Genomic DNA, 14469 nt, shown 5'->3' on the forward strand with positions numbered 1-14469 from the left:
GGCTGCTGTTGCGGCGGTGGTGGAAACGGTGACTGGTTCATGGGATCCCCCGAGGTTCTCGAACAGAACAAGCAGAAGAAGAACAGGGGAAGGAGCGTATCCGCCGGATCAAGGGGAGCGCGTAGGAGGAGGGAGCAGGCCGTGTGAAGGGTCCCGGCGCGGACGTAACATGATCGTCGACAGCCAGTTCACATCGGGGGAGTTGTCCATGGCCGACATCGACATCGACGCCGTGCGCGTACGCGCCGCGGCCGATGACACCGAGTCCTTGTCCCAGCAGACGATGAAGCGTCTCAGCCACTCGCTCGACACCAGCGACGAGGTGTACGGCGCCCACCTCGGCAACGGCTGGGAGAGCCCCGTGCGGCTCAAGGTCTGTGCCGAGAAGTGGGAGGAGCACATGGTCTCCCTCGCCCGGCGGATGGGCGAACTCAGCCGGAAACTGCGGGAGTCCGTCGACGGCTACGACCGCGCGGACGCCGAGGCCGAGTCGCGGCTGCGGTCCGGGCTGAACGATCTCGGAAGGGCCTGACCATGGTGTCGTACGAAGGAATCAACAACGCCCGCCCCAAGACCTGGGCGACGGCGGCCGACGAGTGGCACGCCCTCGCCAAGTACTCCCTGGACGCGGCGAAGGACCTGCGGGAGTACGGCGCGAAGCCGCTGAAGGACAACTGGACCGACGAGGTCGGCGCCGCCGCAGCCGCCGAATTCGAGCTGCTCGCCAACCAGTTGGAGGCGGCCTACGACATCCTCCTGTCCGTCAACATGGTCGCCGACGGGATGACGACGACCATCGAGACCGCGCACAGCACCATGCGTGCCGCCGTGGATCTCGCCGCCCGGTACGGCCTCGAGATCGGCGTCGACGGGACGGTCACGGGGCCCCCGCCGCGCAGCCGTACCGAGGCCGAGGAGATGGGGCCGTACAGGGCCCAGGTGCAGGACCTGGTCGACCAGGCCGTCGAACAGGTCACCGCCGCCGACAGGCTGGCGGCCGAGGAGTTCACGAAGCTCGGCGGCCAGACCGGACTCACCGATCCGGGCAAGGCGCTGAACGACCTCCAGACGCACGCCTCGCACGTCCAGATGCAGATGCTCGCGGGCGACATCCCGGTCGGCGAGGACCCGACCACCGTCCGGCAGTGGTGGAACGGCCTCAGCGCACAGCAGCGCAAGGACTTCATGCTCGCCCAGCCCGTCGCCGTCGCCAACCTCGACGGCATTCCGGCCGACGTACGGCAGGAACTGCGCGGCAACGGCAAGTACGACCGGGTCAAGCTGGTCGAGTACGCCCTCGCGAACTGGGACAAGGACGACCCGACCGACTTCGGCAACAACTGCACCAACTTCGTCTCCAACGCCCTGCTGCACGCGGGGATGAAGGAGAAGACCAGCATCTGGGGCACGTCCGACGACGACTCCTGGATGATCGGCAACCGCACCGGCGCCGACGGCGTCGACAAGCGCCTTGCCTACTCGGACAGTTGGGCCGCAGCCGAGAACAACCAGAACTTCATGCTGAAGCACGGCGGCAGCGAGGTCCCGCGCTCCGACGTGAAGCCCGGCGACATCATCTACTACGAGCAGTCCGGGCCCAACGACTCCATCGAGAAGGGCAACACGCACCACGCGGCGATCGTCACCGCGGTGATGCCGGACGGCGAGATCAAGTACACCCAGCACAGCGACTCGTACCAGAACGTCAGCCTGGAGGGGCGGCTCCCCGCCACCGAGCAGCACGAAGGCCAGCAGAACATCCGGATCGTCCGACCCAACCCGGACTGGTACTGATGAGCACTCCCACCCGACGAGGGTCCTGGGCGGTCCCGGCCCTGGTACTCGCCTCGGCGGGCCTCCTCGCCGCCCACTTCTCCTTCGACGGCGACACCTTCCAGAACTGCCGCTACCTGGGCCCCTCGACCCGCATGTACGTCACCGCCTGGGCCGCCCCCGCATGTGCCCTCGCGGCCCTGCTCACACTGGTGCTGCTGCGCCGGCGCGGGCGGCGACCGGGAGGACCCGCCCTGGCCGCCGCCTGTCTCGTCCCCGTCCTTCTGCTGGCCCAACTCGCCGCCCTGTACTGGGTGTACGAGCCGGACCCGGCCGGTGGGCAGGACTGCTCGGGGCTGACGCGCATCACCGCTCACCACTGAGGTGAGGTGAGGCCGACGTCCCGAGTGACGTACGCGGAAGCTCCCGTCGCCGACAGTCCGAAAGGACCGGGCGACGGGAGCTTCCGCCGTACCGCGGCCGGTGCTCAGTCGGTGGTGGGCAGGGCCACCAGGGTGTACGGCGTCTCCCCGTAGACGACCGACGGGTTCGGCTCGGACACGTAGAGGCGGTCGTCGTGCCAGTACGGCCGGGCGGTGATGGACATGCCCTTGCGGATGTCGACCGGGTACTCGACGACGGTCTTCATCGTGCCGTCCTCGGCGTCGAACTGGACCAGTTCGGGCCCCTTGTCGCTGGAGTCGCTGGACTTGTAGGCCAGGATCCGGTCGCCGCCGGCCGCCGGCAGCGGGTAGAACGAGCGGAACTCGACCGCGTCGGTCTTCCACAGCTGCTTGCCGCTGTCGAGGTCGTAGGCCGCCAGCAGGTGCTCGCTCTTCTTGCCGGACGTGCTGATGACGAAGGTGTTCCCGAAGGTGCCCGCCTCCGACCAGGGGCCGCCCCGGGAGTCGCTGGTCATGACGTACTCGGACGGTGTGGCGGGGGAGAACTGGCTGCGCACCTTCCCCGTCTCGTCGTCGAGCGAGAACAGGGCTTCCCCGTCGTCGCCGTGCCGGATCAGGACGACGGGGGAGGTCGAGACGACGTCACGCCCGTCGAGCTCGCCGAAGCTGTCCTCGGGGACCTTGTGGTGGTACGTCCAGCGCGGCCGGCCGGTGGCCGGGTCGATCAGTGAGACCTCGTCCCAGTTCCGGCCCCAGTCGGGGTCGTCGAAGTCGTTGATCTGGCAGCCGCGGACCCGGATCAGCGCCTTACCGCCGGTGAACTCGCCGCTGGGGCAGTCCTCGGTCGCGAACTTCTTCGGATCCCAGGCCGTGGTGCCGTCGGCCGCCTTCAGGGCCAGCGTCACCTTCGCCGCGTTGATCACCACGACATCGCCGGCCCGGGCGACCGAGACCTGGTCCTTCGACGTGGTGTCGCCGGGCTTGAGGTCCTTGTCCCAGAGCACCTTGCCCGAGTCGAGGTCGTAGGCCACGACGTGGTCGCAGGCCTTGCCCTCGCCGTAGGCGACGATCCCGATGTCGCCGGCGGAGTTCTCGGGTGCGACACACGCCTCGCTGCTGTCGCCGGGGAGCGCGGTGGCCCACATCTGCTTGCCGCTGGCGAGGTCGTACGCCTTCACACCGTCGGGCATGGTCTGGATCACCGCCTTGTCGGTGAACCACGTGCCGCGCGTCTTCGCGCCGAGGACCGCCGCGGTGTCGTCGCCGTTCTTCTTGCCGGCCACGCTCCACAGCACGTTGTTGCTCGCCGAGCCGACGAGCATGTACCAGGCCCCGAAGCCGGCCCCGCTCAGCACGAGCACGGCCGTCACGAGCAGCACGATCATCCCGACCGGCTTCTTGCGCCCGGCCCCCGGCTGCGGCGCGCCTACCGGCCCTACGGGCCCGCCGTGCACCGAGCCGGGCTGACCGTACGCCTGCGCGGGCCCGCCGTACGCCTGCGCAGGCTGGCCGTACGCCGGACCGGGCTGACCGTATCCCTGCGCGGGCTGACCGTACGGCTGCGCGGGCTGCGGAGGCTGCGGCGGGAACCCGTAACCCGGCGGCGGCTGTTGCGGCGGACCGTACCCCGGCGACGGCGACGGCGACGGTGCCTGCGGCGCCTGCGGGGCCCCGAACCCGGGGGCGCCGTACCCGGCGGGGGGTGCCTGCGGCGGCGCGGCAGGCTGCGGACCGCCGTACCCGTAGCCGTACGGCTGCGGCGGCGAACCCTGCGGCCCCGGGCCCGGTGGCGTCGATCCCTGCGGCCCGGGGCCCTGCGGCACCGCCCCCTGCGGCGGGGCCGGCGGCTGCTGCGGATAGCCGTACCCCGGCTGCGGCCCCTGCACCGGCCCGGAAGGCGACCCCGCCGGATGCCCCGGCACCGGCGCCGCCGGAGGCACCTGCGGGGTCCCCGTCCCGGGCTCATGGCCGTAGCCTCCGCCGGCGGCCCCCTGCATGCCGTCTGTGCTCATCAGCTGTGGCTCCTCACATAACTCGCCCAGGCGGCCTGGAACTGGCTCTCCCCCATGCCCGTGGCCTCCCGCAGCTGCTGGTCGAGCCGGCCGGGGGCGCGGTAGTGCTCGGCGACGAACCGCAGCGCCGCTGTGTCGCCGTTCTTCTCGGCGATGAACCGGATGGCCAGGTAACTGACCGTGTAGCCCGTGCCGACCTCGTCCCCGAATCCGGGTGAGCCCGGCAGCTTGCCGCTGAACTCCTTGCCGGTGACGTCGTTGCGGACGTTCCACTCGCCGAGCTCGGTGTCGAAGCGGAACGCCATGTAGTCGGCGAAGCCCTCCACGACCCACCAGCGGGTGTTGGACTCGGCGGCGAACCCGCCGGACGCGGCCTCCAGCGGCTGGACGATGGCGTGCGCGAACTCGTGGTGGGAGATCTCCTTCACGAGCTTGGGCCAGTACGTCGCGTTGGTGAAGCGGCTCCCGGACATGTCCATCTTGATCCGGGCGCCGCCGTACTCCAGATCCTTCTTGTCCCCGCCGAAGCCGGCGTCGAAGGTGGGCATCGCCACGCTCTGTCCGGCCTCCCACTCGACGTACGGCGAGCCGTACAGGGAGGAGTAGGTCTTGCGGTCGGGTTCGAGGACGGTCACGAATCCCGTGGGTGTCTCGGTGTCCTCGGGGCCGTCCGCCTTCCACAGCGCGATGTCGTCGGCGGCGGCCTTCTCGATGTACGGCGCGTAGCGGTCCGTGTCGGCGGCGTGCTTCTTGTCCGAGATCGTGAGCGTGTGCGCCTTCTTGACGACGTGCATGTCCGCGTAGAGGTCCCAGGGCGCCGGATAGAACACGTAGTTCTTCGCACCGAAGGCACCGGGCGCGGGCCCCACCTTGGTGATCCGGGGCTCCGCGTCCTTCGAGTCCCGCTTGATGATCCACCGGTACCACTCGGACACCGGCCGGACGTCCACGTCCTGGATCTTGTGGACGAAGGCGACGTCCAGGGCGACCGTGGCTCCGTCGCCGTACTCGTCGGTGCCCGTACCGGTCTTGCTGAGGACGGAGTACTCGGCCTGCGCGAAGGGGATCTTGCGCAGGTTCTCGTAGAGGTTCTTCTGCGTGTCCTTGGCCGCACCGGTGAAGGGCGCGAGATACGTGTCCTCGTCACCGCTCCTCAGCGCCTGACTGCGGCCGTCGAGCAACTCCTCGATGTCGTCCTCGTCGAGCAGTTGCTCGCCCTGCGCACCACCGGCCGCCATGGGCAACTCGCCGTCGCCGAAGGCCCGGTAGGCGGCGAGACCGCCGATCCCGAGCACCGCGAGGACGGCCAGGACCACGACCCCGATGACGGCCTTCTTCAGACCGCTGCCGCCCTGGCCACCGCTACCGCCGCCTGCGCCCGGAGGCTGAGGTTGCGGCTGCAGTTGCGGGTACGGCGTGTGGGGCGGGCCGGGCCAGCCCTGAACCGGGGCGGCCGGTTGCGGCGGATAGCCGTACGGACCCGGCGCGGCCTGCGGCGGATACGGCACGCCGGTCTGCTGCGGCGGCCACCCTCCCTGCCCCTGTGGATACGTGCCGCCCGGCCCTCCGGGCGGCGGAGGGTAAGACATGAACTAGGTCCCCCATGAGTGTCGATGACAGGGGGGAGCCCGCAGCGAAATGGAACATTGCGCTCAACTGATCAACAGCTCCCCCGTAATGCTCATGACACCCTACAAGTACGCCGGTTCCGGCCGATGGCGCCCCGGTGCGTTCGGAGGTTCACTGACCGGCAGGGCGTCTCACTGCTCCCAGAGCACGTCCAGCCGCAGCCGTACGGCGGTCGTCCCCGTGGTGTCCCCGACGGCCAGCAGGCCCTCGGGGGTCAGCGCGAGGGCGTCGCAGCCCCGCAGCCAGGGCAGTACGCGCACCCTGCCGGTGAGCACGTGCCACAGATGCAGCTCGCCGTCGTCCCAGGCCACGGCGAGCACCGGACCTGCGGGGGTGTCCGCGGCGGCGAGCGCGGTGGTCCGGTACCGGCGCTGCTGCACCGGCACCGGCATCGGCTCGGCCGAGGTCTCCCACAGCCGTACCGAGCCGTCCGCCCCGGCACTGAAGGTGAGCGTCAGCCCGTCGGCGGTGCCGGCACAGGTGACGGCGGTGACCGGGTGTTCGTGCACACGGCAGGAGTGCGGCACGTCCTGGTACTCGCCCAGGGACCACACGTGCACCGTGCCGCCCCGGTCGCCGACGACCGCGTACGGACTCGTGGTGCCGCCGCTGCCGAGGGCGGTGACCAGGGACTCCTCCCCGGCGAGCGCGGCCGAACCGTGGTACTCGGCGATCCGCTCGAGCGCGAACGCGGCGGTCGGGTCGTCCTCGGTCACGAGCGGCAGCAGCGCGTCGGACCGGTCGAGCAGCAGCGCCGAGCGGGCGTCACGAGGGGCGAGGGAGCGCGGCCGTACGGAGGCGGAGCGGGCGGAGGGTGCCGCGGCTCCGTCGGACGCGCCGACCGACGACGGCGCGTCCCCGCCGGGCGCGGGGAGTGCCGCACCGCTCCCTACGTCGTACGTCCGCAGCCGTCCCGTCGGGTCCGCGGTCAGCAGTCCTCGCTCCACGCCCGGCACCAGGGCCAGCGCGTTCACCGGGAGGTCCCGCCGGGCCCACACCGTGGACCACCAGTGCTGCCGGGCCAGCGGCCGCAGGTACTCGGTGAGATCCGGGTCCGTGTCGACGGCGGCGGCGTGCAGCAGGGCGGCCCGTTCGGCGCTGTCGGTGTGATATGCCGTCAGTTCGGGCGCGGCGCGCTTCCACACCTCGCGCAGCCGCCCGGGCACGGGCACGCGTTCGTCGGCGAGGACGGCGGTCAGCGCGGTGGCCGAGCCGTGCACCAGGAACCCCGGGTCGGCCAGCAGGCCGCGCACGGCGCCTCCTTGGCCGTAAGGGCCGTCGGTGCGCAGCGCCGCGCCGAGGACGTGCCGCAGCACCGTGTCGGGGGCCTGGGACCAGTCGGGGCGGCCGTCGGCCGTGTGCGGGACGGCGGCGACGAGCTCGGTGTACGTGGCCGGCGGGGCGCTCGCGCCGTCCCCGGCGCCCAGATCGACGACCTCGGCGCCGTCCGCGGCCAGCAACCCCGACGTCCCTATCTCGACGGCCGCGCGCAGATGGGGCAGGGCCAGCAACGGCTCGAGGAGCTCGGCCACCAGAGTCTGCGGTGCCGCCGCCGGCAGGTCCGCGGGGCCGGCCCCGGCCCGGTGCAGATCGGGCACGAGGATCAGCAGCGGTCGCTCGTCCGCACGGACCTGGTCGAGCAGTCGGCCGGGGGAGAGGGGGCCGTAACCGAGCTGGCGTCCCAGTTCCCAGGCGAAGCTCTCGGTCGTCAGCCCCTCGGACGGCACGGTGGCATGGACGGTGAGCCCCGGACGGCCGACGGTCCCGGCCAGGAACCAGGCGAGCAGTCCGCTCTTGCCGCTGCCCGCGGCGCCCCGCAGCAGACACAGCCGCGGTCCGTCGCCGTCGGCGGCCCAGTCGAGCAACTGCTGCCCCACGGCCCGCCTGTCGTCGGCCAACGGCGGCCAGGAAGCGATGTCCGGCGGGACGGTACCGACGGTCATGATGTGCTGGATCCCCTCTACTGCGGCTGCTGGGCCGCTGCCTCACGCAGTTGCCGGATGCCCTCGGCGCGGGACTCGGCCGTCTCCCCGTAGGGGAAGTTGTGGGTCAGCTGCGCCTCGGGGAAGACCTGCCCGAGCCACAGCGAGCAGTAGTGCCCCGGCATGAAGCAGGCCTCCAACTCGGTGTGGACCCGGAGCACTTGCTCCGGCTGCACACCCGCGGCCCGCAACCGGGCCCACAGCCGCTCCTCAGGGTGGACGCCGATGTCACCGGCCTGCGTGACGATCTGCTTCTCGCCCTGGTCGTTGACGAACTCGAAGGCGGTGAACCACTGCGCGCTCGCGGTGTCCCGGATGTCGTCGAGGACGAGGGGCCACCAGTGCTCCCGCCCCTCGAAGGCCCGTGGGTCGAGGGTCCGCAGCCGCTGCTCCAACTCCGCGAAGGCGGCGGCCGCCTCCTGCGGCTCGTCGGTGCCGAGGATCGCGGCGAGGGCCTGGTCGAGCGCGGTGAGCGACTGGGCGAAGGCCTCCGCGCTCGCGTTCACGAACCGCGACTCCTCGGTCCAGTCGAGCAGCACGGCGCGTACGACGCCCTCCTGGTCGGCACAGATCTCGAACCCGCGGTCCGACCCGAACCGCGCCCACTCCCGGCACTCGTCCAGCACGACCGTACGCCCGACGGACCCGGCGAACTCGGCGAGGGGGACGGGGTCGGACGCGGCCGTCGTGAAATACGGGCCGACGGTCAGGGGCAGGGCGATCTCCCCGATGTGCCGGATATCGCTGCCGTTCATCGCCATTACCTCGCCTCGGGTTCGGCGACATACTCCAGGATGTCGTGCCAGCGGGAATTGCTCACGTCAAGTGCGGCCGGGTCGATTTCCCGCATCCGCTCGGTGAGGCGGGCCGCCGCACTTTCCGGGTCGATATCCTCGAGCTCCGACTCGAAGTCGTAGTTCGGGCGCTCCTTCTCCAGCAGATAGAGAAAGTGGGCGAAGGAGGGGAGATCCTTGTTCAGCGGATAGATCTCGGATTCGTCGCCGGGAAGGCAGTACACGACTCCGGAGGTCACGTCCAGGGCGATGTCGTCGTAGGGCACCATGCCCAGCAGCAGCCAGCCCTCGGCGCCTTCGGGCAGGTCCGTCCATCGCTCACGCAGGTCGTCATAGGCGTCCCCGAGCGTCCTGACCTGCTCCGGAGAACCGTCCACGAGGTCGAACCAGGGATTCGGACGGGCCGGGATGCCGACATTGCGAAGAAAGTCCGCACTCGGCCCGTGCCGGACGCCTGCCACCGCCGCCGCGGAAAAGGTGGTGAGCTCCTCCGGATCGAACTCGGATTCCAGGGTCTCCCGGTCGATGGGGGACGTCATCTCGTGACCTGCCTGCCTTGCGAATGATCGGAGTGCCCGATGCTAGCATGTGCCTATTTGTGCCGGTTCGCCTTGAGGCGGTCCAGATAATCCATCATTTCCGCGTTGCCCTGGGCTCTGGATTCCTTGGTGTTCCCGTAATCGATGCTGTGCGTCACGTCGACGTGGGAAAGTCTTTCCTTCATCCACGCGCTGCAGTTCGGCGCGGACGAACAGGGAGCCCTTTCCGTGTACAGCTCGGTCATCCGGCCACCGGCGCCGTCGCGGAGGACCGGGAACCCGATCATGCGCTCGGAGTGACGGAATCCCGAACTGCGGGCGACCATGATGAAGTTGCCGTCGTCCTTCTTGGCGCTGTCGAACCGGGCGGCCGCGTAGTTGTTGCTCTCGAACTTGTCCTGCCCGTTGACCTGCTTGTGGTTGCCGTAGCTCTTGTCCGAGTGCCGGGCGAGCTGTACGGCCTGGGAGAGGGGTGTGCTCCCGAGCTCCACCTGCTCCGAGTTGCTGAGGGGACGCGGCCGCTGCTTGCCGTGCAGCTTGAGGTTCGGTTCGCCCGGCAGCGGCCGGCCCGCGTTGTCGCCGGTGAGATTGAGGCCGATGCGGTCCCGGTCGTCCTGGGTCAGCTTGTCGGTCCCGCCGTCCGTCCGCAGCCTCTTGAGCGTGCCGTCGTCGCTCATGAGGTACATCGGCGTCTTGCCGTCGTTGCCCTTCTGGAGCTGCTTCAAGGACAGGGCGGTCTCGTCGTCGTTGTCCTTGTGGCGCTTGGCCATCTGCTTGAGGCCGCCGGTCATGCTCTCGTCGAGGTGGGACGCGGAGCGCTTGACGCCCTTCCCGATCCCCTCCATGAGCTCGTCGACCATGGGGTCGAGGAGGTTGGTGAGCGCGTCCTTGCCCCGGGCGCGGCCGTGCGAGGACTTCGCGCGGTCCAGCTTGCTGCCGGCTCCGTCGCGGATCTTGCCGCCCGCGCTCTTGAGCCCGTTGCCCGCGCGGTCGTAGGACTCCAGGTCCATGCTGAACTGGCCGCCGCCGCCACCGCTGCTGGACCCGCCGTCCCCACCCGCACCGGCCAGTTGCATCGAACCGCCCGAGCTCCCGCCCGCGCTGGCCAGTTGCATGCCCCCGCCCGACTTGAGGCTGTCGACGCCCTCGTCCAGGCCCTCCCGGCCCGCCTTCGCGGTCTGGCCGAGGTCGACGCCGTTCTGCGTCCCCAGGGCGTTGCCGCCCAGTTGCAGGACCAGGTCGCCCGCCATCGCGCCGAGGGCCTGGAATATCGGGCCCGTCGCCACCTCGATGATCCGCGAGGCGATCTCCTCGCACACCTCCTGGAAGATGCGTTTCACCGCGATCCGGGTGGCCTGCGTGCCCGCGATGCCGCCCAGCGTGGACAGCCCGAAGGTGACCGGCGCGGCCGCGATGGCAGCCGCGATCTCGGCTGCGAGGATGCCGAGTTGGGCGATCGCCGCGATCTTCGCGCCCTCGATCAGCACGGCGACCGCGTCCAGCGCGGTCGCCGCCACGCGGCCCGCTTCGGCGAGGTTGGTCAGGTGCTTGCCCTTGACGAGGTCCCAGTGCCTCTCCAGCGCCTGGATCGCGAGGCCCTCGTTGCCGCCGATCAGATCGGTGATCGCCCGGTGCGCGTCGGCGGCGCCGTCGTCGATGTCGTCGGCGAACTCCCGCATGGCCTGGGCCATGTCCCGGTAGTCGTCCTCGTCGACGTTGGGCCAGTTGATGCCTATCAGGTCCAGGGCCGCATCCAGCTCGCTCGGCAGGACTACACCCACAGGGACCCCCGTTCGAAAGTTTCTCGGGGCAACGTAACTTTGATCGATTCGATGAAACAAGTTGAACCGGTGTCACATGACTTGATCTGAGGCTCAGTTGGCGCAGACCTTTCCGCGTGGAACCGGGGGCCGCGTAAATCCGTCGCGCTTGCTGGGGGCGGGCGGCTAGCCTCCGCGCGGACGGGACCGTGAGGGGAGCCGGGCATGGAGACGGGACGGATACGGACCGACCGACTGGGCGTACTGCTGGACCAGTTCGACTGCGTGCGCGAGCGGGCGCAGGTCCGGCTGGAGGGGCTCGGCGACGAGGAGTACCTCTGGGAGCCGGTCCCCGGCTGCTGGTCGGTCCGGCGCCGCAGCGAGGCCGTCACCCCGAGGGCGTACGGCCCCGGCGAGTGGCTGCTCGACCAGGGCGCCCCGGACATCCCGGCGGGCGAGTACGCCGAGGTCGCCCGGCAGGCCGCCGACGGCATGAGCGTCGAGAGGATCGCCGAGGACTGGAGCGTGAGCGTCGAACGGGTCGAGGAGGTCCTCGCGCACACCGGCCCGGTGGAACCCGACGTCACGCCGGTCACGACCATCGCCTGGCGGCTGGGGCACCTGCACTCCTGCTTCGCCGGCGAGTACGAGTGGACCTTCGGTGAACGCCGCCGCGATCCCAAGCAGTTGGTCGACTTCACGCCCTCCGCGTCCCTCGCCCTCGACCGGTTCTGGCCGCTGCTCGACCGCTGGCGCGAGGAGGTCGGCAAGGTGACGGAGGAACAGCTCGACACCATCGGCTTCTCCCAGTACCCGTACGGCTCGGCGCCTGACGAGCCGTACATCTCCGTGCTGTGGGGCTCGAACCTGGAACTCATCCATCACATGGCGGAGATCGCGCTGCTGCGGGATCTGTGGCAGGCGCGGGGCGACCGGGCGTCGCTGTAACGCCTCCACGGAGAAACCCTTACGGGGAGGTTCCGTGAACGTCCGGTGGACGAGTCGTCGTGCGGCGCGACATCGACCACCCCGCGACACGGCCGACCCACTTTTGAGATTCTGGCGCCCGTCATCGTCAACGGCATCGACAGTTGGGCGGCCATGAACCACAGCAGCCAGGAACGGTCCTCCCAGGCCCAGCGGCCGGGGCAGCCGCAGTACCCCCCGCAGCGCCCGGGACCGTACGAGCATGCCCACAACCCGGTGGAGACCGTCATCGAGGTCCCCAACAAGAGGCTGCACAGGTACGACAAGGTCGAGCCGGGGGAGCAGACGGTCACGATCCGGCGGGCCGGCCCCGGCACGAACGGCGAGCCGCTCGCGTACGTCCACGTCCCCCGGGACGCCCCGAAGGGCGGACGCCGGGCCCGGCCGTCCTTCACGGTGACCGCCCCGAACGGCCAGCCGCTCAGCTCGGTGCGCTCCGCCGGGTCAGGCGTCTACGAGGTCTACGGCGGTGACGGCGCCCCGATCGGCAGGATCACCCGGCGCGGCGGCCGGACCCTGCCGTGGCCGCGGCGCGTGCACTGGAGCGTGCAGCCCGCTCAGGGCGGTGAACCGCTGGCGGGCGAGGTCGGCACCCGCAAGGCATGGACGGTGTTCGTGCTGATCTCCCCTCTGTACTTCGTGTGCTGGGCGGTGATGGCCGCGCAGGGGGCGATCTGGCTGCTCCTCGGCGAGAAGGGCGAGGCGAAGAAGGAGGCCGCCTGGGAGATGGAGCCCCCGACGTGGACGCGCTGGCGTCAGGCCGGGGCCGCGGAGGCCGCCATCGAGTACCAGACGGGCCGCAAGTACCGGCTCGCCTCACCCCGGCTGGACCCCAGGCTGGCCTATGCGCAGGCCGTCCTGCACGTGTGGGACCGTAGGTGAGCGTGCGCATGCCACAGATTGGCGACAGCGAACATCGACGGGTGGGCCGGAAGTTGCTGCTCCGATAGTCTGACCGGCGATCACGGACCACGCTACGGGGAGGCACACGGCGATGGCGGACTTCCAGATCGATGTCGATCGCATGAAGACTCTGATCAACCGGCTGGACCAGGTGGACGACCGGATGCGCGGCGCCCAGGAGCGGCTGAACAAGGTCGGCCCCAAGGGTCTGGGCACGGACGGTCTCGACAACGCCTGCGACGACTTCCAGGACGACTGGGGCGACGGCATCAAGCGGATCGCCGACGGCGCCAAGCAGCTGCACGAGGGACTCCAGAAGACGCTCGAGGCGTATCAGACGACCGACCAGGATTTGCAGAAGGGCTTCAGCCAGAAGTAGCCCGCAGCGCCGCACCGACAACTCGCACACGCACACAACGGGGAGAAGACGATGGGGATGTTCGACGATCCCAGCTGGCCCGGACTGACGTTCAACCCGGCCAAGGGTGACCTGCACACGATCGAGTCGCTGGCGTACGACGTCAAGACGGTCGGCGACGAACTCGACGAGATGCGCGAGATGCTCGTCAACATCGGCCGGACGGACGGCATCTGGGACGGCGAGGCCGCCAAGAAGTTCCAGGAGAAGATCGGCGAACTGCCCAAGTACCTCCAGCAGGGCCACGAGTCGATGAACGCCTGCTCCCGGGCGCTCAGGGGCTGGCACGACGAGCTGGAGACCATGCAGCGCCAGGCCAAGAACCTGGAGGAGCGCGCGGTCGAGGCCCGCAAGCGGCTCGACCAGAAGAACGCCGACGTCGACCGGGTCAACGTCAAGATCGAGGGCGCGCAGTTCCAGCAGCTCACCGAGCAGCAGGCCAAGGCCCTCTCCGAGGAGGCCGACTCCGCCTCGCGCGCGGCCCAGGACGCCGCGACCGACCTCAAGCTCCTCATCGAGAACGGCGAGGCGCTGCGCAAGTACTGGGAAGAGCAGGCCGCGAAGGCCGAGAAGGCCATTCGTGAGGCCGCGAACAACCGGCCGCCGGACATCAGCATCTGGGACAAGATCACGGACGGTCTCAAGGGCGCCTGGGACGGCTTCAAGAACTTCCTGATCGACAACGCGGACCTGTTCTCCACGATCTCCGCCGCGCTCGCCGCAGCCGCCATCGTCGTCAACGTCATCCCGGTCGGCGGTCAGGTCGCGTCCGCCATCCTGGGTGCCGGCTCGGTCGCGTTCGCGGGCGCGGCGATGGCCGGTCACTGGATGGGCGGCGCTCCGATGTGGAAGGTCGGCCTCGACGCGCTCGGTGTCATTCCCGGTGTCGGCGGCGCGGGCAAGGCGCTGTTCTCCGGCGGCAAGGCACTCTTCACCGGGGCCCGGGAGGCCGGCGCGATCGCCTCCGGTGCCAAGACGATGATGAACCAGATCAAGAACCCGATGAGCACGAAGGTCATCAACTGGGGGCTCGGCAAGTTCGGCAAGGCCGTCGACCCCTCCCTCATCACCGGCGGCGTCAAGGGCTTCTCCACCGGCTTCGGCCTCGGCCACCTCATCTCCGGCGGGGACGAGGGCGGCAGCCGGCCCGAGGTCTCGACCCAGCCGGCCCCTGCCACCGGTCAGCCCCGGCCCGAACCCCAGGTCACGACGATGCCGTGGCCGGCCTCGGGTGACAAGTTCCACCAGACCCTGGCGGCCTGAGCACC

At 70.1% G+C, this 14469-nt stretch carries 13 protein-coding genes; 7 read left to right on the forward strand and 6 right to left on the reverse strand.

All coding sequences use genetic code 11. The features are described from left to right. Window positions 1-169: 169 nt before the first annotated feature. The 3 genes from M2163_RS34660 to M2163_RS34670 are packed head-to-tail and all read left to right on the forward strand — an operon-like array spanning window position 170 to window position 2156. Complete coding sequence (locus tag M2163_RS34660; protein ID WP_280895923.1) at window positions 170-532, forward strand: type VII secretion target; 363 nt, start codon at window positions 170-172, stop codon at window positions 530-532. Window positions 533-534: 2 nt separating this feature from the next. Then, window positions 535-1794, forward strand: coding sequence for an amidase domain-containing protein (locus tag M2163_RS34665; RefSeq protein WP_280848987.1), 1260 nt, complete (start codon window positions 535-537; stop codon window positions 1792-1794). Next, entirely contained in the window at window positions 1794-2156 is a 363-nt protein-coding gene (locus M2163_RS34670; RefSeq protein ID WP_280848986.1) for a hypothetical protein, read from the forward strand. The genes M2163_RS34665 and M2163_RS34670 overlap by 1 nt, the downstream gene beginning before the upstream one ends. 104 nt (window positions 2157-2260) lie before the next feature. Here the strand turns inward: M2163_RS34670 and M2163_RS34675 are convergent, their stop codons facing one another. From M2163_RS34675 to M2163_RS34700, 6 genes are all read right to left on the reverse strand, one after another. Next, the gene (locus M2163_RS34675) at window positions 2261-4189 is read right to left on the reverse strand and encodes a PQQ-binding-like beta-propeller repeat protein (protein ID WP_280895924.1); all 1929 of its coding nucleotides are present in this window, start codon (window positions 4187-4189) and stop codon (window positions 2261-2263) included. Then, window positions 4189-5697, reverse strand: a complete 1509-nt coding sequence (locus M2163_RS34680) for a hypothetical protein (RefSeq protein WP_280895925.1) — start codon at window positions 5695-5697, stop codon at window positions 4189-4191. The genes M2163_RS34675 and M2163_RS34680 overlap by 1 nt, the downstream gene beginning before the upstream one ends. A 252-nt stretch (window positions 5698-5949) precedes the next feature. After that, complete coding sequence (locus M2163_RS34685; RefSeq protein WP_280895926.1) at window positions 5950-7761, reverse strand: hypothetical protein; 1812 nt, start codon at window positions 7759-7761, stop codon at window positions 5950-5952. A 17-nt stretch (window positions 7762-7778) separates the two neighbouring features. Then, complete coding sequence (locus tag M2163_RS34690; protein WP_280848982.1) at window positions 7779-8555, reverse strand: nucleic acid/nucleotide deaminase domain-containing protein; 777 nt, start codon at window positions 8553-8555, stop codon at window positions 7779-7781. Between the two features lie 5 nt (window positions 8556-8560). Further along, entirely contained in the window at window positions 8561-9133 is a 573-nt protein-coding gene (locus M2163_RS34695; RefSeq protein WP_280848981.1) for an SUKH-4 family immunity protein, read from the reverse strand. 53 nt (window positions 9134-9186) lie between these two features. Beyond that, window positions 9187-10914 carry a nucleic acid/nucleotide deaminase domain-containing protein gene (locus M2163_RS34700; protein ID WP_280895927.1) on the reverse strand — a complete coding sequence of 576 codons (1728 nt, stop codon included), beginning with the start codon at window positions 10912-10914 and terminating at the stop codon, window positions 9187-9189. 204 nt (window positions 10915-11118) lie between these two features. Between M2163_RS34700 and M2163_RS34705 the strand changes: the two genes are divergently transcribed. The 4 genes from M2163_RS34705 to M2163_RS34720 all read left to right on the forward strand — a co-directional run bounded on the left by M2163_RS34705 (window position 11119) and on the right by M2163_RS34720 (window position 14464). Continuing rightward, window positions 11119-11841: a DinB family protein gene (locus tag M2163_RS34705; RefSeq protein ID WP_280848978.1), complete on the forward strand. Its 723-nt coding sequence runs from the start codon at window positions 11119-11121 to the stop codon at window positions 11839-11841. A 153-nt stretch (window positions 11842-11994) separates the two neighbouring features. Further along, on the forward strand, window positions 11995-12762 hold the full coding sequence (locus M2163_RS34710) for a hypothetical protein (RefSeq protein WP_280895928.1): 768 nt from the start codon (window positions 11995-11997) through the stop codon (window positions 12760-12762). 112 nt (window positions 12763-12874) lie between these two features. Next, window positions 12875-13162: a hypothetical protein gene (locus M2163_RS34715; RefSeq protein ID WP_280848976.1), complete on the forward strand. Its 288-nt coding sequence runs from the start codon at window positions 12875-12877 to the stop codon at window positions 13160-13162. A gap of 51 nt (window positions 13163-13213) precedes the next feature. After that, window positions 13214-14464, forward strand: a complete 1251-nt coding sequence (locus M2163_RS34720; RefSeq protein ID WP_280895929.1) for a putative T7SS-secreted protein — start codon at window positions 13214-13216, stop codon at window positions 14462-14464. Window positions 14465-14469 lie beyond the last annotated feature (5 nt).

This window comes from Streptomyces sp. SAI-135, from assembly GCF_029893805.1.
Classification (GTDB): Bacteria; Actinomycetota; Actinomycetes; order Streptomycetales; family Streptomycetaceae; genus Streptomyces.

What these genes read in the sequence shown, in the direction of transcription:
- M2163_RS34690 (WP_280848982.1), bottom strand. Translation starts at nt 8,555, where the DNA reads ATGAACGGCAGCGATATCCGGCACATCGGGGAGATCGCCCTGCCCCTG.
- M2163_RS34665 (WP_280848987.1), top strand. Translation starts at nt 535, where the DNA reads ATGGTGTCGTACGAAGGAATCAACAACGCCCGCCCCAAGACCTGGGCG.
- M2163_RS34720 (WP_280895929.1), top strand. Translation starts at nt 13,214, where the DNA reads ATGGGGATGTTCGACGATCCCAGCTGGCCCGGACTGACGTTCAACCCG.
- M2163_RS34660 (WP_280895923.1), top strand. Translation starts at nt 170, where the DNA reads ATGATCGTCGACAGCCAGTTCACATCGGGGGAGTTGTCCATGGCCGAC.
- M2163_RS34675 (WP_280895924.1), bottom strand. Translation starts at nt 4,189, where the DNA reads ATGAGCACAGACGGCATGCAGGGGGCCGCCGGCGGAGGCTACGGCCAT.
- M2163_RS34705 (WP_280848978.1), top strand. Translation starts at nt 11,119, where the DNA reads ATGGAGACGGGACGGATACGGACCGACCGACTGGGCGTACTGCTGGAC.
- M2163_RS34715 (WP_280848976.1), top strand. Translation starts at nt 12,875, where the DNA reads ATGGCGGACTTCCAGATCGATGTCGATCGCATGAAGACTCTGATCAAC.
- M2163_RS34670 (WP_280848986.1), top strand. Translation starts at nt 1,794, where the DNA reads ATGAGCACTCCCACCCGACGAGGGTCCTGGGCGGTCCCGGCCCTGGTA.
- M2163_RS34695 (WP_280848981.1), bottom strand. Translation starts at nt 9,133, where the DNA reads ATGACGTCCCCCATCGACCGGGAGACCCTGGAATCCGAGTTCGATCCG.
- M2163_RS34710 (WP_280895928.1), top strand. Translation starts at nt 11,995, where the DNA reads ATGAACCACAGCAGCCAGGAACGGTCCTCCCAGGCCCAGCGGCCGGGG.
- M2163_RS34685 (WP_280895926.1), bottom strand. Translation starts at nt 7,761, where the DNA reads ATGACCGTCGGTACCGTCCCGCCGGACATCGCTTCCTGGCCGCCGTTG.